The 26,453-nt window shown below is 37.0% G+C and carries 21 protein-coding genes; 13 read left to right on the top strand and 8 right to left on the bottom strand.

Annotation, left to right across the window (positions count from 1 at the left end):
* Window positions 1-23 precede the first annotated feature (23 nt).
* Window positions 24-1,913, bottom strand: a complete 1,890-nt coding sequence (gene acs, locus IPM56_06950; GenBank protein QQS37684.1) for an acetate--CoA ligase — start codon at window positions 1,911-1,913, stop codon at window positions 24-26.
* A 204-nt stretch (window positions 1,914-2,117) separates the two neighbouring features.
* On the opposite strand from acs, the gene IPM56_06945 reads away from it, so the two are divergent.
* From IPM56_06945 to cadA, 3 genes are all read left to right on the top strand, one after another.
* Entirely contained in the window at window positions 2,118-2,690 is a 573-nt protein-coding gene (locus IPM56_06945; protein ID QQS37683.1) for a helix-turn-helix transcriptional regulator, read from the top strand.
* Between the two features lie 123 nt (window positions 2,691-2,813).
* Window positions 2,814-3,023: a heavy-metal-associated domain-containing protein gene (locus tag IPM56_06940; protein QQS37682.1), complete on the top strand. Its 210-nt coding sequence runs from the start codon at window positions 2,814-2,816 to the stop codon at window positions 3,021-3,023.
* Complete coding sequence (gene cadA, locus IPM56_06935; protein ID QQS37681.1) at window positions 3,020-5,227, top strand: cadmium-translocating P-type ATPase; 2,208 nt, start codon at window positions 3,020-3,022, stop codon at window positions 5,225-5,227. Before IPM56_06940 ends, cadA begins: the two co-directional genes overlap by 4 nt.
* A 10-nt stretch (window positions 5,228-5,237) precedes the next feature.
* Here the strand turns inward: cadA and bshB1 are convergent, their stop codons facing one another.
* A complete protein-coding gene (bshB1, locus tag IPM56_06930; GenBank protein QQS37680.1) occupies window positions 5,238-5,954 on the bottom strand; it encodes a bacillithiol biosynthesis deacetylase BshB1 in 717 nt (238 codons plus the stop codon).
* Window positions 5,955-6,206: 252 nt separating this feature from the next.
* On the opposite strand from bshB1, the gene IPM56_06925 reads away from it, so the two are divergent.
* The 5 genes from IPM56_06925 to IPM56_06905 all read left to right on the top strand — a co-directional run bounded on the left by IPM56_06925 (window position 6,207) and on the right by IPM56_06905 (window position 12,924).
* Window positions 6,207-7,754, top strand: coding sequence for a hypothetical protein (locus IPM56_06925; GenBank protein QQS37679.1), 1,548 nt, complete (start codon window positions 6,207-6,209; stop codon window positions 7,752-7,754).
* Between the two features lie 173 nt (window positions 7,755-7,927).
* Window positions 7,928-9,472, top strand: a complete 1,545-nt coding sequence (locus tag IPM56_06920; GenBank protein ID QQS37678.1) for a T9SS type A sorting domain-containing protein — start codon at window positions 7,928-7,930, stop codon at window positions 9,470-9,472.
* A gap of 72 nt (window positions 9,473-9,544) precedes the next feature.
* Window positions 9,545-10,630: a hypothetical protein gene (locus IPM56_06915; protein ID QQS37677.1), complete on the top strand. Its 1,086-nt coding sequence runs from the start codon at window positions 9,545-9,547 to the stop codon at window positions 10,628-10,630.
* 103 nt (window positions 10,631-10,733) lie between these two features.
* A complete protein-coding gene (locus tag IPM56_06910; protein ID QQS37676.1) occupies window positions 10,734-12,386 on the top strand; it encodes an amidohydrolase in 1,653 nt (550 codons plus the stop codon).
* Window positions 12,387-12,528: 142 nt separating this feature from the next.
* Window positions 12,529-12,924: a hypothetical protein gene (locus tag IPM56_06905; protein QQS37675.1), complete on the top strand. Its 396-nt coding sequence runs from the start codon at window positions 12,529-12,531 to the stop codon at window positions 12,922-12,924.
* A gap of 11 nt (window positions 12,925-12,935) precedes the next feature.
* Here IPM56_06905 and prmA read toward each other — a convergent pair whose 3' ends face one another.
* Genes prmA through IPM56_06875 form a run of 6 tightly spaced genes read right to left on the bottom strand, consistent with a single transcriptional unit; the run spans window position 12,936 to window position 20,443 of the window.
* On the bottom strand, window positions 12,936-13,784 hold the full coding sequence (gene prmA / locus IPM56_06900) for a 50S ribosomal protein L11 methyltransferase (protein QQS37674.1): 849 nt from the start codon (window positions 13,782-13,784) through the stop codon (window positions 12,936-12,938).
* Window positions 13,785-13,803: 19 nt separating this feature from the next.
* A complete protein-coding gene (gene dacB, locus IPM56_06895) occupies window positions 13,804-15,249 on the bottom strand; it encodes a D-alanyl-D-alanine carboxypeptidase/D-alanyl-D-alanine-endopeptidase (GenBank protein ID QQS37673.1) in 1,446 nt (481 codons plus the stop codon).
* Window positions 15,250-15,305: 56 nt separating this feature from the next.
* Entirely contained in the window at window positions 15,306-16,667 is a 1,362-nt protein-coding gene (locus tag IPM56_06890) for a YchF/TatD family DNA exonuclease (protein QQS37672.1), read from the bottom strand.
* Window positions 16,668-16,727: 60 nt separating this feature from the next.
* Window positions 16,728-18,902 carry a TonB-dependent receptor gene (locus IPM56_06885; protein ID QQS37671.1) on the bottom strand — a complete coding sequence of 725 codons (2,175 nt, stop codon included), beginning with the start codon at window positions 18,900-18,902 and terminating at the stop codon, window positions 16,728-16,730.
* Between the two features lie 18 nt (window positions 18,903-18,920).
* On the bottom strand, window positions 18,921-19,448 hold the full coding sequence (locus IPM56_06880; GenBank protein ID QQS37670.1) for a hypothetical protein: 528 nt from the start codon (window positions 19,446-19,448) through the stop codon (window positions 18,921-18,923).
* Entirely contained in the window at window positions 19,448-20,443 is a 996-nt protein-coding gene (locus IPM56_06875) for a phosphoribosylformylglycinamidine cyclo-ligase (GenBank protein ID QQS37669.1), read from the bottom strand. Before IPM56_06875 ends, IPM56_06880 begins: the two co-directional genes overlap by 1 nt.
* Window positions 20,444-20,812: 369 nt before the next feature.
* On the opposite strand from IPM56_06875, the gene IPM56_06870 reads away from it, so the two are divergent.
* The 5 genes from IPM56_06870 to IPM56_06850 all read left to right on the top strand — a co-directional run bounded on the left by IPM56_06870 (window position 20,813) and on the right by IPM56_06850 (window position 26,441).
* A complete protein-coding gene (locus tag IPM56_06870; protein QQS37668.1) occupies window positions 20,813-22,822 on the top strand; it encodes a T9SS type A sorting domain-containing protein in 2,010 nt (669 codons plus the stop codon).
* A 194-nt stretch (window positions 22,823-23,016) separates the two neighbouring features.
* Window positions 23,017-24,066, top strand: coding sequence for a heat-inducible transcription repressor HrcA (gene hrcA / locus IPM56_06865; GenBank protein QQS37667.1), 1,050 nt, complete (start codon window positions 23,017-23,019; stop codon window positions 24,064-24,066).
* A gap of 15 nt (window positions 24,067-24,081) precedes the next feature.
* Window positions 24,082-24,708, top strand: a complete 627-nt coding sequence (grpE, locus tag IPM56_06860) for a nucleotide exchange factor GrpE (protein QQS37666.1) — start codon at window positions 24,082-24,084, stop codon at window positions 24,706-24,708.
* 5 nt (window positions 24,709-24,713) lie between these two features.
* Window positions 24,714-25,862, top strand: a complete 1,149-nt coding sequence (dnaJ, locus tag IPM56_06855; protein QQS37665.1) for a molecular chaperone DnaJ — start codon at window positions 24,714-24,716, stop codon at window positions 25,860-25,862.
* Window positions 25,863-25,940: 78 nt separating this feature from the next.
* On the top strand, window positions 25,941-26,441 hold the full coding sequence (locus IPM56_06850) for a helix-hairpin-helix domain-containing protein (GenBank protein QQS37664.1): 501 nt from the start codon (window positions 25,941-25,943) through the stop codon (window positions 26,439-26,441).
* The last annotated feature ends 12 nt before the right edge of the window (window positions 26,442-26,453 follow it).

Raw genomic sequence — 26,453 nt, 5'->3', positions numbered from 1 at the left:
ATCCGAAGTAACTTTCTGATAAATCATTCTTCAAGAGTACTTAGATTACCTGGATCCTGTCCTAATGCTCTGGCTTTTAGAACTCTTCTCATAATCTTTCCGCTTCGTGTCTTTGGAAGTTGATCAACAACCTCTACATGTTCGGGTTTAGCAATTGGTCCAACTTCGTGACCTACATGCAGGCGCAATTCCTCAAGCAGTTTATCACTTTTTTCATAACCCGACCGGAGAATTACGAAAGCGTAAATTGCATTACCTTTAACTTCGTGAGGTAAACCTATTGCAGCAGCTTCTGCAACAGCCTGATGACTAACTAACGCACTTTCTATTTCGGCAGTTCCCAACCTGTAACCTGAAACTTTAATTACATCATCAACTCTGCCAATAATCCAGAAATATCCGTCCTCATCTCTCCTGGCAGAATCACCTGTCATATACATACCGGGATACTTACTCCAGTATTGATTTACATATCTATCAGGATCATTCCATATTGTTCTTAACATTGACGGCCAGGGAGTTTTAATTACTAAATATCCTTCTTCATTCGGTTTAACTGAAATTCCATTTTCATCAACAACATCGGCAACAATTCCGGGAAATGGTTTAGTTCCCGATCCCGGTTTTAACGGAGTGCATGGCATTGGTGTAATCATAAACGCTCCGGTTTCTGTTTGCCACCACGTATCCATTATCGGGCACTTCTCTTTTCCGATTACTTTGTGATACCACTTCCATGCTTCCGGATTTATCGGTTCACCAACACTTCCTAATAATCTTAATGAAGAAAGATTGTACCTGTTAGGCCATGCATCCCCAAAACGCATTAAACCTCTTATTGCTGTAGGTGCCGTGTAAAGTATGTTGATTCCGTATCGCTCAATCATTTGCCACCATCGATGCGGATATGGATATGTCGGGGCACCTTCATACATAAATGAAGTTGCGCCATTTAATAGTGGTCCATATACGATATAACTATGTCCGGTGATCCATCCCGGATCGGCGGCACACCAGTACCTGTCTTCTTCATGAATATCAAAAACATATTTTAGTGTCGTATAAGTTCCAACCATATATCCGCCGTGCGTATGCAGTATAGCTTTCGGTTTACCGGTTGTTCCCGATGTGTATAAAAGGAATAACGGGTCTTCCGCATCAACTATTTCAAGACAATCAGCATTATTTGCGATTGGAAGATTCATTAGTTCATGATACCAGAGATCTCTTCCTGATTCCATATTTATCTGATGTCCTGTTCGTTTTACAACAAGAACACTTTCAACAGTCGCGGCTCTTTGCAAAGCTTCATCAGCAATTTTCTTAAGCTCTACTATTTTACCTCGCTGCCATGCACCATCACTTACAATTAATACTTTTGACTGACTATCTTCCAACCTCTCATGTAATGCTTCGACGGAGAATCCGCCATACACAACTGAGTGAATCGCTCCAATTCTTGCACAGGCTAACATACCTATCATTAATTCGGGAATTCTTCCCATGTATAAAGTAACACGATCACCTCTCTTAACACCAAGACTCTTAAGTATGTTTGCAAATTTGCATGTATCCCGATGCAATGCGAAGTAAGAGAATGCTTTGAAATCCCCATTCTCCCCTTCCCATATCAGAGCAAGTTTATTTCGCCTTGCGGTTTTAACGTGAACATCAAGACAGTTGTAAGCGATATTTGTTTTTGCGCCGACAAACCATTTATAAAAAGGTTTCTTTGAATCATCAAGTACCTGAGTCCACTTCTTATGCCAGTGAAGATTCTTCGCTTCTTTTTCCCAGAAGTCTACATAATTCTCAGCAGCCTGTTCGAAAAGTTTTTCACATTTTGCGTTTGCATACTTTATCACATGATTTGATGGGTAAAAAACTTCACCGGATAATGATTTATCTGACATCCTGAAACTCCGCGTTATTTAGTAAATTTTTGAAGGGACAGAAAACATTTATTCATTAAAATGCTTGCAGAAATTAAAGCAAGCTGAAATTAGAATCAAGGAAACTATTAAATCTATACAAGAAAAGTTGAAACAGTAATGCTTTGCGGATTTTAATAATTCAGATTATGTTTAACCAGAAGATTTAATGATTGGACAAAACTAATGTCAACTAAACTCATTGTTAAAAACATGGTATGCAACCGGTGCATAAAAGTGATAGCCGATGAACTTTACAAAATGAACATCCCGGTGAAGGATATATCACTTGGCGAAGTAGTTATTGATAAAGAAATTGATCTGGAAGGTCTATCGGCTATAAAAAAGATGCTTGAAGAAAACGGCTTTGAGTTAATTGAAGACAGAAGAGCGACAATGATCGAAAAAATAAAAATTGAAGCAATCAAATTTATACACAGAGATGATGAAGCAATAAAAAAGTACAAACGTTTTTCGGATTACATTTCAGAAACACTCAATTATGATTATCACTATTTGAGTAATCTTTTTTCTTCAATTGAAAACATCACGATTGAACAATACCTCATCAATCAAAAAATTGAACGGGCAAAAGAATTATTAAAGTATGGAGAACTTACTCTCAGTGAAATCGCATACAAGCTTGACTACAGCAGTGTTGCACATCTTTCAGGACAGTTTAAAAAAGTTACCGGGTTAACTGCCAGTCAGTTTAAGTCATTGACTGAAAATTCAAGAAAACCACTCGATAAAATTTAGTACTTCTTAATCTTACCTTAAATTTCTTCAAATCTTCATTTGTTATAAATGAATTCTGAAATTCTATAAAGTATTTGCCAAAGGATTACATAAGTTATCATCAAACAAAAAGGGAAGTTTATAATGAACTACGAAATAAATATTGAGGGAATGTCCTGCGGACACTGTGTTATGGCAGTGAAAAAATCACTGAATAACTTAGACAAGGTAACAGTTGAAGATGTACAACCTGGGAAAGCTCTTGTGCAAATAGAGACCGAGAACGATCTGCAAATAGTTATTGACGCAATTGAAGATTCTGGATATAAAGTTTCTGGTTCGATTCAAAAATGAAAAATGAAGTTAGCAAAACGTTTAGTTTTCCTGTTGAAGGAATGACTTGCGCGAGTTGCGTGTCAAGGGTTGAAAAATCTATAAAGAAAATTGAAGGGATTGAAAACGTAAACGTAAATCTGGCAACTGAAAAAGCAACGTTTACAATAGCCGATATTCCCGGCAGTATTGAAAAGATCAGATCAGCCGTTGAGGATGCAGGCTATAAACTTATCATTGCTGAGGTTGACAATATTGAGCCGGATGAACAACCTCAAAATATTTATTTAAAAAACCTTAAACGCGACTTAATCGTTAGTGTATCATTAGCAATTCCGGTAATGATAATCAGTATGCTAAGTATGTTTTCATGGTTCCGCCATTTTAATCCCCTCACCGAAATGCAAACCAGTTATATACTGTTTTTTCTTTCGACGATAATTATGTTCGGTCCGGGTAAAAGATTTTTTGTACTTGCTTTCAAAATTATTAAACATTTCTCGTCCGATATGAACACCCTTGTAGCAATTGGTACAGGGACTGCGTACTTATATAGTTCAGTCGCAATTTTTGTCCCTGAATTATTCGGAATAAAAGATGCATCTACTCACCTCTACTTTGATACTGCTGTAACAATAGTTACCCTTATTTTATTAGGGAGATACCTGGAAGCCAGGGCGAAGGATAAAACTTCTTCGGCGATAAAGAAATTGATGAAATTAAATCCGGGTACAGCAATAATAAAAAGGAATGACAAATTTATAGAAGTTGCTCTTGATCAGGTTAAAGTTGATGATATCGTACTTGTTAAACCGGGGCAAAAAATTCCTGTGGATGGTCTGATTATCTCCGGGCGATCTTCAGTTGACGAATCGATGTTTACAGGTGAAAGCATTCCTGTTGATAAATCAACAAATGATAAAGTTATAGGTGGAACTATAAATTTAAATGGAAGTTTTGAATTAAAAGCTTCAGCAGTCGGTGAAAGAACTTTGATAGCGGGAATAATAAAACTTGTTCAGGAGGCCCAGGGGTCAAAAGCTGAAATTCAAAGTCTTGCTGACAAAATCGCATCGATATTTGTACCCATCGTCATTACAATTTCTATCTTAACTTTTTCTTATTGGTTTTTTGTCGCAGGAAATTCCTTTACGAATTCAATGTTAAATTTTATTGCTGTGCTGGTAATTGCATGCCCCTGCGCTCTTGGACTTGCTACACCAACCGCAATTATAGTAGGTTCAGGGTTAGGAGCATCAAACGGTATTTTATTTAAGAAAGCACAATCACTCGAAACACTTGGAAAAATAAACACGATAGTTTTTGATAAAACCGGGACTCTGACTTATGGAAAACCGGAGGTGACAGAGTTTGTAACGCTCAATCAGTTCGATAAAGATAAATTACTTGCACTTGCTTCATCTGCGGAAAGACGCTCTGAGCACCCAATTGCAAAAGCAATAGTTGAATATGCTGAAAATAAAAAAGTGAATGAATTTATTGTTGATGAATTCAGATCAATAACCGGATCAGGAATAAAAGCTCGCATCGATAATAAAGAAGTACTCATCGGAACAAAAAAATTCTTAAATGAAAATGGAACTGCATTGAATGGTAAAACAGACAACGAATCCGGAACAGCAGTTTATATTTCAATCGACGCAGAATTAAATGGATACTTTGTTGTATCAGATACAATCAAAAAGGAAAGTAAAGAAGTCATTCAAAAAATTTCCGGTTATGGGATTGAAACCTTTCTGCTCTCAGGGGATAAAGAGGCAACTGCACAATTAATTGCGAATGAAACCGGAATAAAAAAAGTCTATGCGGAAGTTCTCCCTGATCAAAAAGCAAATGTAGTCTCAGAATTACAGAAGGAGAATAAAATTGTTGCAATGGTCGGAGATGGGATCAATGACTCTCCTGCACTTGCACAAGCCAATGTTGGTATAGCTATTGGGACAGGTACAGAAATAGCGATTGACTCTGCAGATGTGATTTTAATGAGCGGAAATCTTAACGCACTGTTAAAATCAATTAATCTTTCTAAAAAGACTATCAGTACGATAAAGCAGAATTTATTCTGGGCTTTTGTTTATAATGTGATAGGAATACCTGTCGCCGCTTTGGGATTTTTGAATCCGATGTTTGCAGCCGCCGCAATGGCTTTAAGCTCAGTTAGCGTTGTTACAAATTCACTAAGATTAAAAAGCAAATCAATCTAATAACCCTGTATCAGTTAAGGATTGAACTCAATTCCAATTCAATTTTTTCTTCTGAGAAAAATGGTTCACCAAAACTTTTTCCAATCTGAAAACCATAAAACCCGGCTCGTGCTTCGATATAATGCAGAAATTCCGGTCTGCTAATAAATGTTTCCGGTTCTGTACTTCTCGGATTATGAAACTGAGTTGAATAACATCCAATCGCTTTCATTTTATCACTAAAGGTTTCACTTACGTCAATGATAAAAGAAGGCTCAAAAGTGTATGTCTGCATATAGTAAAAAAGTTTTTTAGGTCGGTAAGCTTCCTGCGGTACTTCTTTGTCAAAAGTTTTAAACTTCATAAGACCGGATGTGAACATAGCCTGCTTGACCAGTTTGCTCGCATCAATATGATCAGGATGACGGTCATCGAAATAAGGAGCGAAAATTATTTTTGGTTTATACCTTCGCAGCTCCATCACAATCTTACTCAGGTTTTCTTTATTCTGTTCAATATGTCCATCAGGAATTGAAAGATTTTCTCTGACAGAAGTCTTAAGTACAATAGCTGACTGAAACGCTTCCTTCTGACGTATTTCCGGTGTGCCTCTTGTGCCCATTTCCCCGCGCGTAATATCAATTATGCCGACTTTAAAACCGTGTTTGGTAAATTTTGCGATTGTTCCCCCCATAGATAATTCTGCATCATCAGGATGAGCAGCGAAAACAAGTATATCAAGATTCATACACTTCAGATTTTTTGATATAGAAAATTTAATGTCAAACTTAACTATTTATAGTGCTGAATTCCAAGAAATACTTTAGCTGGGGAAAAAATAAATTGTATTTGTTTTATTCCTTAAACCAGATGAAGCGTTAATAATCAAATACCTAAATTCATCCCGCAAAAAAAATCTTTGTATTATTAATATTAATACTTATTTTGATTGCACTTCAATTCATAACTAAACTAAATCCAAATAAATAGAGGTTGACTGATGAGGAAAATTTCAGCGGTGTTATGCCTGGTTTTACTTGTTTCATTTCAGGTATCTGCACAATATACCTGGCAATTAAAGATGTCCGGCGGTGGTAGAGGCAATCCGATACTAATTGATCCTTTGAATAAAAACATTGTGTATTATGGCTCATCAAGTGCTATCTTCAGAAGCACCGACAGGGGCGAAACTTTCACACAATATGGCTCAAGTATTTCTCAAGCTTCTGCAATCAAATGTTTACACCTTCATCCTGAAAGACCGAATGAAATGGTTGTAGCAGTTTATAAGGGTAGCAATTATAAAATGGTTAAATCAACAGATAACGGAGCTACCTGGGTAACAACTGCTGATAATTTATCTTTTTCATTTTATGGAATTCCTTCTGATCAGGATCCTACTCATCCCGATACTCTATACCTGATGAACGGAAATAACTTCGACAGATCTACAGATTTTGGAAGCACTTGGTCGACAATAACAAGCAGTGTCGGAACCAGCCAGGCGCCTTGTGATGTAATTGTTTTTCCTGACACAAGTATTATTCTGGTTGGTGATCTTGGACATGGAATTTTTAAGAGTACTGATTATGGTCAGACCTGGGGATTAAAATATTCGACATCCGGTGAAATACCTACTATTGCAGTTGATTTTAGAAATCCCGGAACTGCCTGGGCAACAAAATTTTCCGGTGGTGGCGGAATAATCAGATCAACAGATTATGGTGAAACGTGGGTTACTGTTGCGTATAGCGGTACAAGTACCTGGGGTGTTCATATTCATCCTGAAAACTCTGACTTTGTTATAACAGGCACCTGGTCCGGCAGTAATGTATATATAACACGTGACTGGGGAAATACATGGCAGCAAACTACTTTACCTGCAAGTAATTATTCGGTTGCCATTATTGATACGATGACAATTTTTGCCGCTCAATCAGGTGGTTTTTATAAACTTTGGTCACCAACTTTTGTTCCTGTTGAATTAACTTCATTTAGTGGAAGTATAAGAGATAATAAAATTGTCCTTGAGTGGTCTACATCAAGTGAAACAAATAATCATGGATTTGAAGTAGAGCAGAGTAATGATAACATCAATTTTTTCAGATCAGGATTTGTATCTGGAAATGGTACAACCACGGAGAGTAAAAATTATTCCTATGTCATCAATAAGATGATAACAAGTAAAACTTATTTCAGATTAAAGCAGATAGACCTTGACGGCACTTATAAGATTTATAACACAATTGAAATTGAAGCTCCCATACCTGCTTCATATGAGTTAACACAAAATTTTCCTAACCCCTTCAATCCTTCAACTGCAATTAATTTTTCACTTCCTGTTGATGCAAAAGTTAAAATAATTCTTTTTAATTCACTTGGAGAAAAAATTTCAGAAATTACCGAGAACGATTTTACTGCAGGCAATCATACCTTAAACTTTGAAGCAGGCAATATGGCTTCAGGGGTATATTACTATCAAATGAATGCTCTTGGCAATAATGGAACTGCGTACTCTTCAATTAAGAAGATGGTGTTGTTAAAATAATTTTTTATGCAATCCGGATTTTATCCGGATTGCAGTTCCTGATTTCTGTTGCAGAAACATTTTATCATACCAACTATTTAGCTTGAAAATCTTTGGATTAAAAAGATTAATACTTATTTTGTATGCAATACAATTCTTAACTAAACTAAATCCAAATAAAAAGAGGTTAACCGATGAAGAATCTGTGTGCCACTGTTCTATTTGTTCTTGCGTTTTCATTTGTATCACTTGCGCAATACAACTGGGTATTGAAGCAATCTGGTGGAAGTCTTGGAGGACCAATCGATGTTGAAAGAGACAATTCAAATAATGTCTATTACGGATTCGACAATAAAATTTATAAAAGCACCAACCGAGGAGAAAGTTTTACACAATATGGAATCAATATTCCGGGTGCTTCAGACGTAAAATCAATAATACTTGATGATGATAATTTGGGTACACTGTTAGTCGCAATTGAAGGAAGCGGGGACAAAATTCTTAAATCAACAGACGCAGGAGCCAGTTGGGTCATAACGGCAGACGGTTTGACATTCTCCTTCTTTGGAATTCCGATGACACCCGATCCCTCACATCCGGATACAATTTACACAATGAGCAACAGCAGCTTTATGCGGTCAACCGATTTTGGCAGCACGTGGACTACCCTTACATCTGCGGTTGGATGTGCAACACCATGTGATATCGAAGTTTTTCAAGATACGAGCATCATCCTTGTTGGTGACAATGGTACAGGAATTTTCAGAAGCACAGACTACGGTCAAACCTGGGGCCAGGTTCACAATACAAGCGGAGAAATTCCAACCATCGCGGTTGACTACAGAAGTCCCGGAACTGCCTGGGCTACCAGATGGAGCGGCGGCGGCGGTTTATTAAAATCAACCGATTATGGTGCTACGTGGACACTTCAATCAACGTTCAACGGAATTAATATGTGGGGAGTACACGTTAATCCTATTGATGGTGAAGAAGTTTATGCCGGGTGCTACTCTTGCGGGAATACATGGAGAACTAAAAATGGCGGTTCAAATTGGCAGCAGGTTCCAATTTCATCTTCAAATTACCAGGTTTACATAGTTGATTCTATGACCGTATTTTCGGCACAAGGAAATGGTTTTTACAAATTGACATCACCTACATTTACACCTGTCGAACTGGTTTCATTTTCTGCATCTGTTTCGGATAAAGATGTAATACTTAACTGGACTACTGCTTCAGAAATAAATAACAGAGGCTTCGAGATTGAAAGAAGTACAGATAATATTACTTTCAGCAATGTTGGATTCGTACCAGGCTTTGGAACATCATCTGAAGTTCACATTTATGAATTCCGTAACGAAGAAACTACAACCGGGAAATACTATTACAGATTAAAACAAATAGACTATGATGGTTCGTATGAATATTCACAAACAGCTGAAGTTGAAATTCTTCTTCCAACACTCTTTGAACTTGCACAGAATCATCCGAATCCTTTCAATCCATCAACCACAATTGAATTTTCACTGCCTGTTGAAGCACAGGTGCAGTTAAAGATTTTCAATCTGCTAGGTGAAAAATTAAATGTTTTAGCCCAAGGTAATTACTCAGCCGGGAAACACAATTTAACTTTCAATGCTGATGGTCTTGCTAGCGGTAACTATCTTTACAGTATTGAAGCTGTAGATGCATCAGGCAAATTTTATACACAAACTAAAAAAATGACAATCCTTAAATAATCATTTCAATCTTTTTCATCAGATCAGCCGGTATTGTGCCGGCTGAATTATTAACAAACTGTGGGAATAAAAATGAAATACACTTTACTTCTTATCGTTGCTTTCGCAACTGTAATTATTTATGCAGGGACTGATCTCTTAACAGGAATCGTTGGATTGACACAATTAAATGGTGAAGGTTGTTTATGCCATAACCTGAGTTCAGACCCAACCGTGAATGTCTGGGTGGAAGGTCCTGACACACTCGAACAGAATCAAACAGCACTATACAGGATTAAGATGACAGGCGGACCTGCAATAACAGGCGGATTTAATGTTGCAGCCAGGTTCAGTAACATTTCTGTGACTGATGCGGGCACACAGGAAATTGACAGTGAAATCACTCATACTGATCCGAGACATTTTTCGAATGACACAGTAAGCTGGAGCTTTAATTTTACAGCTTCAAATTCGGTTTCCTGGGATACCATTTATTCGGTCGGACAAAGTGTGAACAACGACAGTATTCCTTCTACCCTTGATAGATGGAATTTTGGTCCAAAGTTTCCAGTAAGAATTATACCTCCGGTTCCGGTTGAGTTAAGTTCATTTACAGCACAACCAGCAAATAATGGGGTACTACTAAAATGGCAAACCAGCTCTGAAGTAAACAATCGTGGATTTGAAATTTTACGGTTAAAGAATGATTCACACCTAAACTCTGATTGGGAATCAATTAGCTTTATAACCGGTAATGGAACAACATCAGAACAAAACTCATATTCTTTTAATGATGAAAACTTAGCTGCGGGAAATTATTCCTATAAACTAAAGCAGGTGGACTTTGACGGTACGTTCAAATTTTCGGAAATAATTAATGTTGATATAATTGTTCCCGATTTTACACTTATGCAGAATTTTCCAAATCCTTTTAATCCTTCAACAACTATCAGTTACAACCTGTCGAATGACAGCAGAGTGGTATTGAAAGTATTTAACTCAATAGGCGAACAGGTTGCTGTACTCGTTGATGGATTTGTTGAGAGCGGTCATCATAAAATAATTTTTGATGCCGGAAATGAACTTACAAGTGGAGTTTATTTTTATTCATTCGAAGCAACTTCAAACAACAATTCCGTATCAGTTAAACAAGTTCGGAAAATGCTGTTGCTAAGGTAGGCACAACTGACCATTAATTAAGCCCGGTTATTTTATTACCGGGTTTTTATTTTTAAAGTGGAAGCATTTCTTTTACTTATTTATTTTGCAATCAAAAAACAAAATGAAAAATTATATTGTTACACTCTTCATATTAAGCTGGACAATTATGCAAACTTTCAGCACCGCTCAGACATTTAAAGCATTCATCAACGGCAAAATATATACAGTAAATGAAAAACAACCTCTCGCTGAAGCTGTGCTCATCGAGAACGATAAAATAATTTTAGTTGGTACAACTGAAGAAGTTCTTACCCGCACGGGAATTATTCCTGAAGTAATTGACCTTGGTGGTAAGCTGATGCTGCCTGGTTTTATTGATAATCACACGCATTTCCTTAGCGGTGGATTTTATATAAGCGGAATTGATCTTCGTCCTGCAAAATCTAAACAGCAGTTTAAAGAAATTCTTAGAAGTTATATCGAATTACATCCCGATAGATGGATAACCGGAGGAAGATGGGATCACGAAACATGGGATGAAAAAATCTTACCGACAAAAGAATTGATAGATGACATTTCAGAATCAACACCCGTATTCGTAAGCAGATTAGATGGTCATATGGGATTGGCAAATTCGTATGCGTTGAAGCAAGCTGGTATAACTAAGGAAACAAAAGATCCGATTGGCGGATTAATTGAACGCGACCCGGTTACAGGCGAACCTACAGGTATATTAAAAGACAATGCAATGGATTTGATCTTTTCTATTATTCCCGAGCATTCTGAGAAAGAAAAACAGGAAGCCCTCACAGCAGCATTGAATGAAGCTAAACGCTTAGGTGTTACGACAGTGCAGGATATTACGGAGTTTAACGATCTCTCTACACTGGTAAACGCACACGATAATGGTTTACTTACATGCAGGATGTACTGCAGACTTCCAATTACTAATTACAGAGATTTGATAAAACTTAAGACATCAATCAAACAGGATAATATTTTTTCTTTGGGTTCACTAAAAGCATATTCTGATGGTTCTCTCGGTTCAAGCACAGCTTGGTTGTTTGATGAATATGAAAATTCAGACAACAATTTTGGTTTAGCGAATGATATTGTACTGGATGGCAGGCTTGAAAAATGGGCTACCGATGCTGATATAAATCATCTCCAGGTCTGTGTCCATGCAATCGGAGATAAGGCAAATTCATTTTTGCTTGATATGTATGAAAAAATAAAAAACGAAAATCCATATTGGGACCGAAGATTCCGTATTGAACATGCACAACATCTAAGAACAGAAGATCTCGGACGTTTTCAAAATATAGGTGTACTTGCATCAATGCAGCCTGTTCATTTGCTTGATGATGGAAACTGGGCTCATAAAAGATTAGGCGATAGGATCACTTCATCTTATAAAATAAAAAGTTTACTGGACGATTCTGCGTGCGTTAGTTTCGGTACAGACTGGCCTGTGGCACCTCTTAATCCCCTTCTCGGTATTTATGCCGCGGTAACAAGAAGTACATCTGATAACCTGAATCCGGAAGGATGGATACCGGAAGAAAAAATCTCTGTTGAGGAGGCAATAAGATGCTATACGATCAACAGTGCTTACGCGGGTTTCCAGGAAAAGTATATCGGTTCAATTGAAGAGGGTAAACTTGCCGATCTCATAATTCTGGATGAAGATATATTTTCTATACCTCCGCAAAAAATAAAAGATGTATCGGTTGTGATGACAATCTTTAACGGAAAGATTATTTATAAAAAGTAATTTGTCTCTCCCCTGCTAATTATTGATAGTTCAACAAGTCGCTCATTTGCGACACCGGTTAATTATCATAACAATTTACAAAAGCTTGCTTTGGCATCTGTTTGGATAATCACTTATCTATAACTAACAAAAGGATCATTTTATGAAATCAAAGTTTTCACTTGTTTTGATTTTAACTCTGTTTACATTGTCATCTGTCAACGCACAATCACTTTACTTCTGTGAAGATGTTGATGAAGACGGATATGCAATCAATTCAAGCAGTACATTTACAATCACAGAAGATGGCGGATCTTTAAAAATGCTTGTACGCATGGGTGAGGATGTCGATGTGTACGGAGTATATTTTAAAATCTTTGAAGTCGATTCAAACAGCGATGAGTCTTATGACAATACTATATACCAGGATGTTGAACCGGATTGGACATGGTTCTGGAAGGAAATTATTTTTTATCGCTCCGGTAAATATAATGTTTACGTGTATGATGAATATGATGAGTATATCACATCAGGCACAATAAAAATAAAGATGCGTTAGACCGAAAAAAATTAATCTACCGGCTTCAGAACAATAGCAATCCACTCATCCATTTTTAAGATTTCTATTGATTCAAAGCCGGTCTGCTTGTAATGATTAATAATATCTGGTTCATCGATTGAAAGTAATCCTGAAAGAATCAGAACCCCATCACTTTTTGTTTTGCTTTTGAGTTCGCCCGAGATATTCATCAATATATTTTTTTGAATATTGGCAAGTACGAGATCGAATTCACGTTCACCAACGACATCAATGTCACCAAGCAATATCTCAATTTCATTTTCCACTTCATTCAGAACAGCATTTTCTTTTGCGTTCCCGAGACACCATTCATCAATATCAACAGCAACTGCAGAAGCAGCACCGAGTTTCAAAGCGGCTATTGATAAAACGGCAGTACCAGACCCGACATCAAGCACAGAATTATTTTTTGAAGTGTATTTCTCAATGAGCATCAGCATAAGTTTTGTAGTTTGATGCTCACCTGTTCCAAATGACATTTTCGGATCGATTGCAATTACAATTTCGTCTTTGCTCTTTTCATATTGCCTGAAAGTTGGCTTGATAACAATCCGGTCAGTCACCTTAATCACGTTTATAGTTTTTTCCCATTCAGCATTCCAGTTTTTATTCTCAAGAATATTTTCTTCGACAAGAAAACTGAAAAGCATTTTCTGATCAACAAGAGTTTTAAGTTTTGATGAAAGCTCTTCCTGGCTGGGTCCTTGGTCATTCGAAAATACACGCAAACAATTTACTTCTTCGCTGACTCCGTCAATATCAAGTTCCCATAAAATACCCGAAATTATTTCAGGGATAAAAGGCTCGGCTGTGATAATAAATTCCTTGTATGATTTCAATTGTTTATCCTCTTCAAAATTAATTTAGATCGTAACTTGTCATCATTCTGCAAATTTCATCCTGCAGTTTCCTGATGTCATCAACCGGTCGTGTGAAGTTATGTATGATGATTGAAAACGCAAGCAGGGTCCCGTTCTTAGCCCACGCATAACCGGATAATGAACTTACACCTTTTAATGTTCCCGTTTTTGCTCGTATATTTTTTTCCGCGGTTGTACCAATCATTCTTTTTGACAGAGTGCCATCCACTCCGCCGATAGGCAACGAGTTATAAAGATAATTAAACGCGGAGGCGTTTTCCTGGTAAAGGTATTTCAATATTGCCAGGAGCAGTTCAGATGAAACGAGATTATATCTTGAAACCCCTGAACCATCGGCTATCGAATATTGAAGAGGTTTCATGCCGGACATCAATATTAAACTGTTCAGCATCTTTAAACCGTTTGATGCATGCCCCGGTTTACCATGATATTTATTGCCCATTGCATATAAAACCATTTCAGCGCTAAGATTGTCACTGCTTTTATTAAGGTTTACAAGAACCTCTTCAAATGGTCGGCTTACAGTTGCAAGGTGAACTGCATCATACGGCAGAAAAAATAATTCAGGTTCATCTTCTATTACTATCCCGTTTCTTGCAAGCTCTTCTCTGAACAAGGTTAAAAAATATTTCTCCGGATTAACGACTGTCAGATTAAAATGCGTTGAACTGCTGTCATGGTCGCTTCTGTCGGTGATATTTCCACCGATATAAATTACATTGGAAAGATTTTTATAATCCCGTGTTACATAAAAATTATTTAAGCCGGCTGATGATGAAGTTTTGCATTCATTGATAACGCTAACATAAGCTGTTGAAGGGTAAACTGTTGCATAGGCAACCTGTCCCGGCTCTGACGGCTGCACAGAAACAGATACAATATTATCGTTAATATTTAAGGCGGAGAGATAAGGCGCATCGGAAAATGGGGCATCATCCCACATCCAGCCGTTTCCCCAATAAACATCATCTTTAAATGAAACATCACCATATAGTTTACCGGTAATGAATTTTATTGCTGAGGATTTTACAGCTTTAACAAATTGCTGAAGATCGATCAGTTTAAAATCAGGATCACATCCACCGACTACATACAGATCACCGAACAAAGTATCATTCTCAATTTTGCCTGTATAATACAAAGAGGTTTGAAACTCATAATCATGCCCAAGGAATAAAATTCCCGCGACCGATGTAAGCAGTTTCATGTTCGAAGCAGGATTTAGCAGTAGTTTATTGTTCCGCTGGTAAATTACTTTCTTCTCGGTAAGATTATAAATATCCACTGCAGCAATAGTCGACTCAAAAAGTTCATCTTTGAATAATGAGTCCAGAGACGATTTGATGGAAAGTTTTTGCGGAAATAGTTCACAAGAAATGAAAACAAGCAGCAAAAGAATTAATTGAGATTTTATTTTCAGCATAATTCAACTTCTTTAACTTTTCTTGTTCGCTTTTTCTGTCAGTGATAAATATATTTTTAAAAATACTCTCTCACTCTGAACTCAGCACCAATTTTTTCTTCTACAATTTTTCGTGCTTTTTCAATTTCAACTTCATCAAGAGATACGACGGACATAACAACCTTTCCTGCATAGCGTTTAACATTCTTCGCGAATGTAACCATTTCATTGAACATCCGGGTTTCGACCCGCATAAGATCTGCGTACTGTCTTGGTTCGAACGAATTTAATGAAATAGAAACAACATCAATCACTCCGGAAAATTCAGGTGTAATGTCTCTTTTGTTGATGTAGCTGCCGTGACCATTTGTGTTAAGCCTGGTGTTACCACCGTTTGCTTTGACACACTTCGCAACATCTTTAACAACATCCCAACGGATTGTCGGCTCGCCATAACCACAAAAAACAATTTCTTTATATCGTGTTGGATCGCCTATCTCTTCGATATAATGCTGTGCCGGCGGTTCTTCTGCTTTTGTCATTTTCAAATTATAACCGTCGATGAACGGATCGGATTTCCTGTGACAGAATTTACAATCTGAATCACATCTGTTGGTAACATTAATGTAAAGTGAGTCACCTAATTGATATGTAAAACTGGTTTGCGGCAATGCACCAATACCGAAAAGTCTGAACGCATTTAAAGAAGTTATCCTTGCAATATCATCTACAGTAGTGTTGTGTGCTTCCGCCAACGCTTCTGCAACAAGATTGACGTATGCAGGTTCGTTACGTTTACCCCGATGCGGAACCGGTGTCATAAATGGTGAATCAGTTTCAAGCAACAGATTATTCAGTGAAACAGTTGAAGCAATTTTCTTTAGCTCCTCTGCTTTGGCAAAAGTAATATTTCCTGTGAATGAAATAAAATATTTCATCCTTAATAAATCGTGAACATGTTCCATCGTTCCATTGAAACAATGGAACTGAGCTTTTAAACCATCTTTACAATATTCGGTCACAATCTTCATCATATCTTCATCAGAGTCCCTGTTATGAATGATCACCGGAAGATTCATTTTCAAAGCAAGTTCTATCTGAGATCTGAAGGCATGTATCTGTTTTTCTCTTGGTGAATAATCATAGTAATAATCAAGTCCTATTTCACCGATGGCTACGATTTTATTATTCGCAGCAAGCGCTTCAATTTCGTTTAAGATACTGTCATCCCAGTCCTTTGTATCGTGCGGATGAACACCAACGGCGCCATAAACCATATCATAATTTTTTGTTAACTCGATAGTAGACTTTGATGTTGCTAAATCTGTTGCCGGAACAAGTATATAGTCAATCAGATTTTCTTTCGCTCTCCGAATGACAGAATCTACTTCACCATCGAAATTGGAATAGAACAGGTGTGCGTGTGTATCTATAAACATTTGGCCCCTCTTGCTACTGTTTATTTTTGATTATTAGATTTTCTGACATACAACTACTTGTCAAAATGTTAATTCAGCACTTAGTGATAAATGCCTGATCGGCTGGAGATTACCAATCAGTTCGACGTAGTTATAATTTAAAATATTATTAGCATTTAAAAAAAGTCTGATCTGCTGATTAAATATATCCAGCATATATCCGGCTCGTGCATCAAGAAGAATTACTTCCACTCTTTTCCTGCCATCCGGAACCAGACCAAGATCAATAAGTTCGTTGTCAATTTCTTCTACCCGACTCCAATATCTGAAATCAAATCCCAACAGAATTTTTTTGTAGCTAGCTTCAATCCCTGATGATAGGATATGGCGCGGTCTGTATTTCAGCGCTTTATTTTTTTCAATGTCTCTCGCCCACAGATAACAATAATTTATATTTCCTGTCAATAAACCCGGAATGATTCCGATATCTGTTCCAACTTCAAATCCTTGTATGCGTGCTCTTGTAACGTTGTCAAAAATAATAAAGCTGTTTCCAAGATTATCTGCTTTTAAACTGGCTTCGATAAAATCATAATATTCAGTTGAGAACAGAGAAACATCCATCGATACAATTTCCAAAGGTTTGAAACTTACGCCTCCTTCAAAGGAAAGGTTCGATTCAGATTTTAAATTCGGATTTGGTCTGACAGTTATTCCACTCGCTGTGGTAGATGTGAATGATTCAGCAAGTGTCGGTGCTCTGAATCCCGTACCTATGTTTGCACGAATAACAAACTCCGGAGATACTTTATAGTTAAATCCAATTTTAGGTGAGAAAGCAGATGAACCATCTATCGTATCCAGTTTTGAATAATCATACCTGATACCGGCTGTCATCGATAACGGGAATCCGAATTTGTATTCTGCCTGGTAATAACCGCCGGCACTGAATGATGTTGGATTACCAAATAATGTTGATGTTACTCTACTGCCTGATGCTTCAATGCCGGACACAAGAATCAGATCATCAGAAAAGCTATAATTAACCTGTACTTCACCTCTGAACAAATTTGTTCGTGATTGATTTAATGGAATTGCTCCATCTTCCCAATATGTTCTGTAGTAACTTGATCTCAGTGTTAAAGATAAATCTTCTTCAATCAGGTTGGTATATGTCAGAGCGAATAAATCCCTTTCTGTCTGAACAACCTGCCCCTGATCAGCATCAGGAGGAACCAAAGCGTTCATTGCATTTTTCCAGTAAACAAAATTGCCGCTTTTTTTTCTGAATAAATTTATAAGAAGATCTAAAGATGAATTTTCTGAAAGCGAATAATTAGTTTTCAAAAATCCTGTATATTTTTTTGAATACCCGCTCTGTTTATAACTGAGATCTTCAAGCCGCGTTAAAGATAAATTAAAGCCAAAGTTGTTATAAGTGTTGGAGTGAGATAATGTAATGCCGTTAAATGTCCGGTACTCACCAGACCAATCCCACTCATCATAGTGTGGTTTATCATAAGCGCCAATGAAAGTCTTAATATATGTTGAAGATATTTCGGTTGGCTCGTTAGTAATAATATTAACTACACCGCCAATTGCACCCGATCCATACAAAGAACTTGATGCACCTTTTATAACTTCAATTCTTTTAATGGCTGTGGTTGGAATCACCTCCCAGATTGTTTCTCCTGTATCACCTGTATAAAAAGGAATTCCATCTATCGCGAGTAAAACACGTGAGCCTGCACCGCGGCTGTAACCGCTTGATCCTCTTATGCTGATCTGATCCTGTACCATACTTACACCGGGAATGTATCGCATAGCATTTTCCAGATTGTATATATTTTTCCGCGAAAGGTTCTCAGCGGAAAATATCTCGGCACTAACAGAAAGATCAGATAGATTTTGTTCATGTTTGTTAGCTGAAACTACAACCTGATCTGTCTCAAATATTTTTGATGTGAGTTGCACATTAACTACAGGACTGTTTGTTGTAATCGTAATATTATCAATCGTAGTTTTTTCATAACCAATTGCTGAAAATGTAAGTGAGTAAACTCCCGGCTGAAGATTTGATATTTCAAAATTACCATCAGTACCTGTTGCAGCACCAATCGTTGATCCGGTAAGAATAACATTCACACCAGGTACAGGAACCTGAAGTGAATCAGTAACCTTACCTCGAATGCTGTATGTTTGTGCAAACAGTAACGGGCAAAAAACTGCTGCTAAAAAAAATATTTTGATATTCATCTGATGACAACTGATTAATTACATACCACCCGGCGGCTGCGGAGGAGGATTATTAAAATCGCACTTAATATTAATATTTCTAACCAGTGTATTTTCCGGAACTACTAACAGACCAGGAGTTGTTGTATCGCTGTTGGCATAATAAACTCCTGCTACAAACCAATCAATCCGGTTTAAAGATAATGAAGTTGATTTTGACATAGCAACTGCAAGATAAGAATATTCACCGGCTAATAGTTCCCCGGCAGCCGGAACATAAGCCGAATCAAGCGAACTAAAATTATACTCCGTGATGCCGTAAGGAATTTCAAGACTTATATATCGAAGATTAATTGCACTAAAATCTGAGGCGGCTAACAACGGATCTTTGAACATCACAATATGAGTCCTTGTAATACTGTCTGGCCAGGTTCCTATGAATGAAACCTTCCCGCTGAATCCTGCGACACTATCCGGTTCAGGAGTTATTCCATCACCGCAACCATTTTGAGCCAACGCAAAAACGATTGCTGCAAGAAAAAATATTTTCGCCGAAAAGCATCTCATTAAATTACTTCACCTAATATGTGACACTGTTCGTTCAATTCTTCCGCTAGTTTTGTTACAATATTTTTTTCGCTTTCAGATATAATCGCAATCAAACCGATTCCAAGATTAAATGCTTTCTGCATTTCTTCATCAGAGACATTACCAGTCTTTTGAATAAGTTTGAAAATTGCAGGCTGTTCCCAACTATTCCAATTAATCTTTAAACCAAGTCCATCTGGAATTATCCTCGTTGTATTACCAACAATTCCACCACCTGTGATGTGTGAAAATCCTTTTACTTCAGTTTTAGTTTTCAATACTGAAATTAATTTCAAATATGATTTATGCACAGATAAAAGTTCTTCCCCTAATGATTTATTAAGTCCATCAACCATATCTTTGAGAGAATATTTTTTAAGAAGAACTTTTCTTGCAAATGAATATCCATTTGTATGAAGACCTGTTGATTGAAAACCAATCAGTATATCTCCTTTCCTGATTTTTTTTCCGTCAATAATTTCATGCTTGTCAACAATCCCTACTATTGTGCCTGACATATCATATTCATTTTCATCATACAATCCGGGCATCTCAGCAGTTTCACCGCCGATGAGCGCACAGTTATTTGCTTTACACGCTTTGGAAAATCCCTCAATTATTTTTTCCGCTTTATCAGGATTCAGTTTTCCGAACGCCAGATAATCGAGAAAGAATAAAGGCCTGGCACCACACACGGCAATATCATTCACACAATGGTTAACAAGATCCTGCCCGACAGTATTGTGAATATTCATTCCAAAAGCAATTTTTAATTTTGTACCAACACCGTCAACACTTGATACAAGCACCGGTTCCTTAAAGTTCTGAAAATCAGGTTGATAGAATGCCCCGAACAAACCTATATCTGAGATTACATTTTTATTAAACGTAGATTTAGCATGTGATTTAATTCGCTTTACAGTTTCATCACCGGCTTCTATATCAACGCCTGATGATTTATAAGTATTCTCCAAAACAACTCCTCAATAAAAATTACTTTTTAAAATATTGAATTATTGTGAGTATTAAAAAATTTATCATTCTTGTGAGAGATAGAATTTTGAAAGGATACTTTCCATTGACAATTTTTTTTAGTACAATTAATTAAGATTTACCAGTTTTTTATCGTTCATTTTTTCAACAATTGGCTAAAATAAAGTCTCTCACTTCTGGGAACATTAAAAATGTTTATTCTCACAGCAAAGAAACTATATTTATAAATCCCAATATTTGAGCCGATTTAACTTAAAAAAGCGTATCTCAACTTGTTCAGAATGCGGAACGCTTTTTGAAAAATAAAACCGAAACTAATTTATTTATCATTTTTTTTAGGGATAATACCTATGAAAAAAGTAGTACTAAGTATAATCATGATGACGATGATCAGCAGTTTTGCATTTGCTCAAACTGTAACTGTATCAACGTACGGAGTCTCTCCTTACGATGTCACCGTGGATTCGATTGAGCATTACTATGATCGTGCTTACAATGGTCTTGTAAATGTTGGAAAAGAAACAAAGGTTTACTTAAAAGCAAAATCTACTGCAGCTTTTCAAACACCGGTTTGGTCATTTCTTGAAAAACCTGCCGGCTCAACTGCAGCATTTGTTGTTAAGGACATTGATACATCAAACCAGATTGTATCTTTTATTGTTGATCTGTTAGGAACTTATAAAGTGACATTCTTCTCGGGAACAAAGGGTGATACTATTGTTTTAAACTCAGCTCTCTATCTTGGAGTTGAAGGCGGACTCGCTTCCTGCAAAACCTGTCACAACAATCTTAACTTCGATTATGTGTATGACAAATGGGTTGGAACTCAGCATGCTATTTCAACACAAAAAGGTGTTGATGGTATATCAAGCAGCCATTTTGGTGCTTCCTGCTTAAAATGTCATGCAACAGGATATGATGCTAACGCAGTTAATGATGGCTTTGATGATTTCCCGTTTGTATTCCCAAGTACACTTCAGACAGGAAATTATGAAATGCTTATTGCTCAGTATCCTGAAGCAATGAAGAGAGCAAACGTTCAGTGTGAAAGCTGCCACGGACCAGGCGGAAATCACTACAGCCAGATGGATGATGCAAAGATAGATGTTACAATTGCATCAGCAGTTTGTTCATATTGCCACGAAGATGGAAATCATCACATTGCACCAATACAGTGGGATGTTTCAGTACACGCAGCAGGAACACACTTATATTCTGGTTCAAGCAGATATTCATGTACACCTTGCCATAATGGTCAGGGATTTGTTGATTATGTAAAAGGAAAACCACAGAGTGTTCAGGTTAATATTCCTATTACATGTGCAACCTGTCATGATCCACATGATGCAACAAACCCAAGTCAGTTAAGAAAAGTTACTGCAACATTGAACAATGGGTTTGAGTTTGATGGTGGCGCTGGTTCTCTATGTGCTAATTGCCATAAAAGCAGAGTTAATTCAATTCCTTACGTTGAAGGATTTTTATCAAATCTGACCAGATTTGGTCCTCATCATAGTGGACAAGCAGATATTATAGCTGGTACAAATGCTTATACCTGGGGCGAAACTCTCCCAACTTCACCGCACATGAGTGGTGTTGAAAATGCGTGTGTATCTTGTCATATGGCTGAAGGTGAACATTCACCTGGTGGAAACGTTCCATTAAGCGGCGGACACTCATTTAGTATGACTACACCTGATGGACATGATAACGTTTCAGCTTGCGAACCCTGTCACGGAAGTTTCGGTGAAGAATTTGGTGAAAAGAAATTCTACATCAACGGAAACGCAGATCTTGACAGAAATGGTGTTGCTGAAGGTTTACAACATGAAATTCACGGATTGTTAGAACAAGTAGCTATGTTGCTTCCACCTTATGGTTCCACAACTCCTGACCCAATAGATTCGACCTGGACTTTAGATGAAGCAGCCGCTTTGTTTAATTATCTATGTGTTGAAGAAGACAGAAGTTTTGGTATCCACAACCCACAATTCACTGTTTCACTCCTCTACTTATCTATAGGTAAACTTGGCGGAACAGTTGATATTGATGACCTTAACTTCAATACTCCAACTGAGTATGTACTTGAACAGAATTATCCAAACCCATTCAATCCTTCAACAAGGATTAATTACAGCGTTCCATTCGACAGCAAAGTTAAAATAACCGTTTACAATATTAACGGTGAAGTTATCAGTGAGTTGTTCAAAGGTTCAAAAGCTGCCGGTACTTATAATGTAGAATTCAATACCAATGGTAAGAATCTTGCTTCAGGTGTTTATTTCTACTCAATTGAAGCTTCCGGAAACGGTAATCAAAAATCATTCAGAGAAACAAGGAAAATGGTTCTGTTGAAGTAATTCAACTCTTTATTATGTGATTTAAGGCGGTCTGTTTGACCGCCTTTTTTATTTTAATGTAAACGAAACTCATCTTAATAAATCTCATCTAATTTTCCTGAATCAACTGAATGCAGTTCTGTGTTAATATGTACGGTTAAATTTTCAGGAATATTTGATATATTTGCACCGAATTTTATTGATTATACCGAACAATGATGAATGAATTGAACGATAGGGAAAAAAGTATTTTACGATCAATTGTGCACCAGTTTATATTGACTGCAGCACCCGTTGGCTCGCGAAATATTGTTAAAAAATATGATCTGGGCTTCTCCCCTGCTACGGTAAGGAATATTATGTCTGATCTTGAAGAATCCGGATATATAAATCATCCTCATACATCTGCAGGAAGAATTCCGACTGATAAAGGTTACAGGTTTTATGTTGACACCCTGATGGACATAAGAATGCCAGACACTGCAGAGGTAGAACTGATCAATAGAGAATTGGAGATTTCACAAAAAGACACTGACGAAATCTTAAATCTGACCTCGAATATATTGAGCAAGATTACAAACCAGATTGCCTGTGTTACATATCCACGGCTTGATACAGGAGTTCTTGAAAAAATCCAATTGGTAAGTTTATCCTCAATCAAGGTATTGGTTGTTATCAGTATCAAATCCGGTTTGGTTAAAACAATAACGCTTGAACTTTTGTCGGAAATTAAACCATCACAAATAAATGAAGTTCAAAATCTCTTGAATGAAAGACTATCCGGATTAACATTTGCAGAAATCCGAAATACATTTGGCGATCGCTTCAGGGACGTTATTGATGATCATAAATCGATTATAAGATTGTTCGTTGATTCTGTTGATAAAATTTTCCGTGATTTTAAACAGAACGACAGGCTTGTATTAACAGGTGCAAAAAATGTAATTAAGCAGCCGGAGTTTGAAGATCCCGGAAAGTTTCAAAGCATAATAGAACTTATTGAAGACAAAGATATCATCATCCACATATTAGAAAAATCCGGTGAGATGATTCAGGATCAGGTATTCATATCAATCGGTAGTGAAAACGAGGATAGAAAATTAAACGAGTACAGCTTCGTCAGTAAAGAGTACTCGCTTGGAGGTACATCCGGAACATTAGGCATTATAGGTCCCAAAAGAATGGAGTACCCAAAAGTTGTTGCAATAGTCGACTACGTTGCAAAAATGTTATCAGAATTATTGACTAACACAAATTCAAAATAAAGGAGACAATAATTAATGAAGAATGACAATAATAAAAATGAACAGATTAACGATGAAAATACAGCAATGAATGACACTCAAAAAAAAATAGAAACAGATAGTGCCGGAGAAGAAAATAATTCAATAGCTAATGAAGTAGTAAAAAAACTTGAAGCTGAAATAAATGATTATAAAGACCGGCTTTTAAGAAAAGCCGCTGAGTTTGAAAATTTTAAACGACGAACGGAAACGAATCAGCTCAATTTAATTAAGTATGACGGTGAATCTTTTATAACAAACATGCTTACAGTTGTCGATGATTTTGAAAGATCTATTCAGCATTTCGATACCACAAAAGAAATTGAACCTCTTAAGGCAGGAATTAAATTAGTTTATGATAAACTAATAAAAATTCTCAATGAGCAGGGTGTTCAAAAAATTGATGCTGTTGGTAAACCATTTGACGTACATCTTCATGAAGCCATACTTCAAAGACGAGAAGAAGGTGCTGAACCTCACACAGTACTGGATGAAATAGAAAAAGGATATATGTATAAGGATAAGGTTATCAGGCATAGTAAGGTAATTGTCAGCGAAGATGTTAATGAAACAGAAGCAGCGGAAACTCCCGGCAACACAGAAAATAAGACTGAAGGTGAATAAGCAACATGGCTAAAAGAGATTACTACGAAGTGTTAGGTGTTGACAAGAATGCTTCCAAGGAGGAATTAAAAAAAGCATATCGCAAGCTTGCTATGCAGTATCATCCGGACAGGAATCCCGATGACAAAACAGCCGAAGAAAAATTTAAAGAAGCTGCTGAAGCTTACGAAGTATTGAACGATGATGAGAAGAAAGCAAACTATGACAGATTCGGACACGATGGTGTTAAAGGTGGATTCGGATCACAGGGATTTTCTAATGTCAACGATATTTTCTCTCACTTCTCTGATATATTCGGCGGTTCATCAATATTTGATGACTTCTTTACCGGTGGTCAAAGCAGATCAAGAGGCAGAAGAAGAAGCACAGGCACTCCCGGTTCAGATTTAAGAGTTACACTTAAACTAACCATGGAAGAAATTGCTTCAGGTGTATCAAAGAAAATAAAGATCAAAAAAATGATCCGCTGCGAACAGTGTCGCGGCAGCGGTGCAGAAGCTGGAACTTCAACAAAAACATGTCCGACCTGCCAGGGATCAGGTGAAGTTAAACAGGTTTCAAGATCAGTCTTTGGTCAGTTTGTTAACATCACTACTTGCAATAACTGCGGTGGTGAAGGAACAGTGGTTGATACACCTTGCAAAAAATGTATGGGTGACGGACGAATACAAGATGAAGTAACAATTAAGATAGATGTTCCCGGTGGTGTACACGAAGGCAGTTATATGACGATGCGCGGCGAAGGCAATGTTGGAAAACGCGGAGGCAATCCGGGGGATATCATTGTAGTGTTCCAGGAAATCCCGCATGAATATTTCGTCCGTGAAGGTGATGATATTATTTATGATTTGTTCATTACCTATCCTGATGCTGTTTTAGGTGCCGAAGTCGATGTCCCAACACTCACCGGTAAAGCCCGGCTGAAGATCGATTCAGGAACGCAACCTGGTAAATTGCTTAAGATGAGGGATAAAGGGATTAAACATCTAAACCAGTCAGGTATGGGTGATGAAATAGTTAGAATTAATATAAGTGTACCGAAAAAAATTAATTCAAAAGAAAAAGAATTACTCAAACAACTTGCATCATCACCCAACTTCAAACTTGCTTCCGAGGGGGATGATAAAAGTTTCTTCAAACGGTTCGGGTTTTAGGATAATTTAAAAATGTGAAGCAGTCTCATCAGACTGCTTCAGCTAATACTTCCCTGTCAGTCACAATAATAACTAACTATGTTAAAAAAGCTTTCTGTAAAGCTGAATGTAACTTTAACTGAACTTCGGGTAATTGTGTTTATCATTGTTGTTTTAACAACCGGAGTTTTTATCAAGTATGTGATTAATGCAAAGGATGTTAAATCGGACAGGAAGTTTGATTACAGTCTTCAGGACAGTTTATTTAAACATTACACAAATGTAGATACATCACAAACAGGACAAGAAATTGCTAATAATGATGTTGACTATAAGCAAGAAGTTTTGGATTTTAACACAAGAAATTTTGAAAAAACTGAGCCAAAATTACTTCCCGCAGAGAGAAGTATAGATATTAATAAAGCTGGTATTGAAGAGTTAAAAACACTTCCCGGCATTGGTGAAAAAACAGCTGCTAATATCATTGAATTAAGGGAAAAACGAGGAAAGTTCAGGAACATAAATGAACTCCTTGATGTAAAAGGAATCGGTAATTCTAAGTTTAATAAAATTAAAAAGTTCATTTTCATTGATCACTAAAACACTTTTCAT

This window comes from Ignavibacteriales bacterium, assembly GCA_016700155.1.
Classification (GTDB): domain Bacteria; phylum Bacteroidota; class Ignavibacteria; order Ignavibacteriales; family Ignavibacteriaceae.
The sequence above is the reverse complement of the archived record's forward strand: the minus strand, read 5'-3'. Positions and strand labels throughout refer to the sequence as shown.

Coding starts and splice junctions, on each gene's coding strand:
- acs (QQS37684.1), bottom strand. CDS start 1,913: ATGTCAGATAAATCATTATCCGGTGAAGTTTTTTACCCATCAAATCAT.
- IPM56_06945 (QQS37683.1), top strand. CDS start 2,118: ATGTCAACTAAACTCATTGTTAAAAACATGGTATGCAACCGGTGCATA.
- IPM56_06940 (QQS37682.1), top strand. CDS start 2,814: ATGAACTACGAAATAAATATTGAGGGAATGTCCTGCGGACACTGTGTT.
- cadA (QQS37681.1), top strand. CDS start 3,020: ATGAAAAATGAAGTTAGCAAAACGTTTAGTTTTCCTGTTGAAGGAATG.
- bshB1 (QQS37680.1), bottom strand. CDS start 5,954: ATGAATCTTGATATACTTGTTTTCGCTGCTCATCCTGATGATGCAGAA.
- IPM56_06925 (QQS37679.1), top strand. CDS start 6,207: ATGAGGAAAATTTCAGCGGTGTTATGCCTGGTTTTACTTGTTTCATTT.
- IPM56_06920 (QQS37678.1), top strand. CDS start 7,928: ATGAAGAATCTGTGTGCCACTGTTCTATTTGTTCTTGCGTTTTCATTT.
- IPM56_06915 (QQS37677.1), top strand. CDS start 9,545: ATGAAATACACTTTACTTCTTATCGTTGCTTTCGCAACTGTAATTATT.
- IPM56_06910 (QQS37676.1), top strand. CDS start 10,734: ATGAAAAATTATATTGTTACACTCTTCATATTAAGCTGGACAATTATG.
- IPM56_06905 (QQS37675.1), top strand. CDS start 12,529: ATGAAATCAAAGTTTTCACTTGTTTTGATTTTAACTCTGTTTACATTG.
- dacB (QQS37673.1), bottom strand. CDS start 15,249: ATGCTGAAAATAAAATCTCAATTAATTCTTTTGCTGCTTGTTTTCATT.
- IPM56_06890 (QQS37672.1), bottom strand. CDS start 16,667: ATGTTTATAGATACACACGCACACCTGTTCTATTCCAATTTCGATGGT.
- IPM56_06885 (QQS37671.1), bottom strand. CDS start 18,902: ATGAATATCAAAATATTTTTTTTAGCAGCAGTTTTTTGCCCGTTACTG.
- IPM56_06880 (QQS37670.1), bottom strand. CDS start 19,448: ATGAGATGCTTTTCGGCGAAAATATTTTTTCTTGCAGCAATCGTTTTT.
- IPM56_06870 (QQS37668.1), top strand. CDS start 20,813: ATGAAAAAAGTAGTACTAAGTATAATCATGATGACGATGATCAGCAGT.
- hrcA (QQS37667.1), top strand. CDS start 23,017: ATGATGAATGAATTGAACGATAGGGAAAAAAGTATTTTACGATCAATT.
- grpE (QQS37666.1), top strand. CDS start 24,082: ATGAAGAATGACAATAATAAAAATGAACAGATTAACGATGAAAATACA.
- dnaJ (QQS37665.1), top strand. CDS start 24,714: ATGGCTAAAAGAGATTACTACGAAGTGTTAGGTGTTGACAAGAATGCT.
- IPM56_06850 (QQS37664.1), top strand. CDS start 25,941: ATGTTAAAAAAGCTTTCTGTAAAGCTGAATGTAACTTTAACTGAACTT.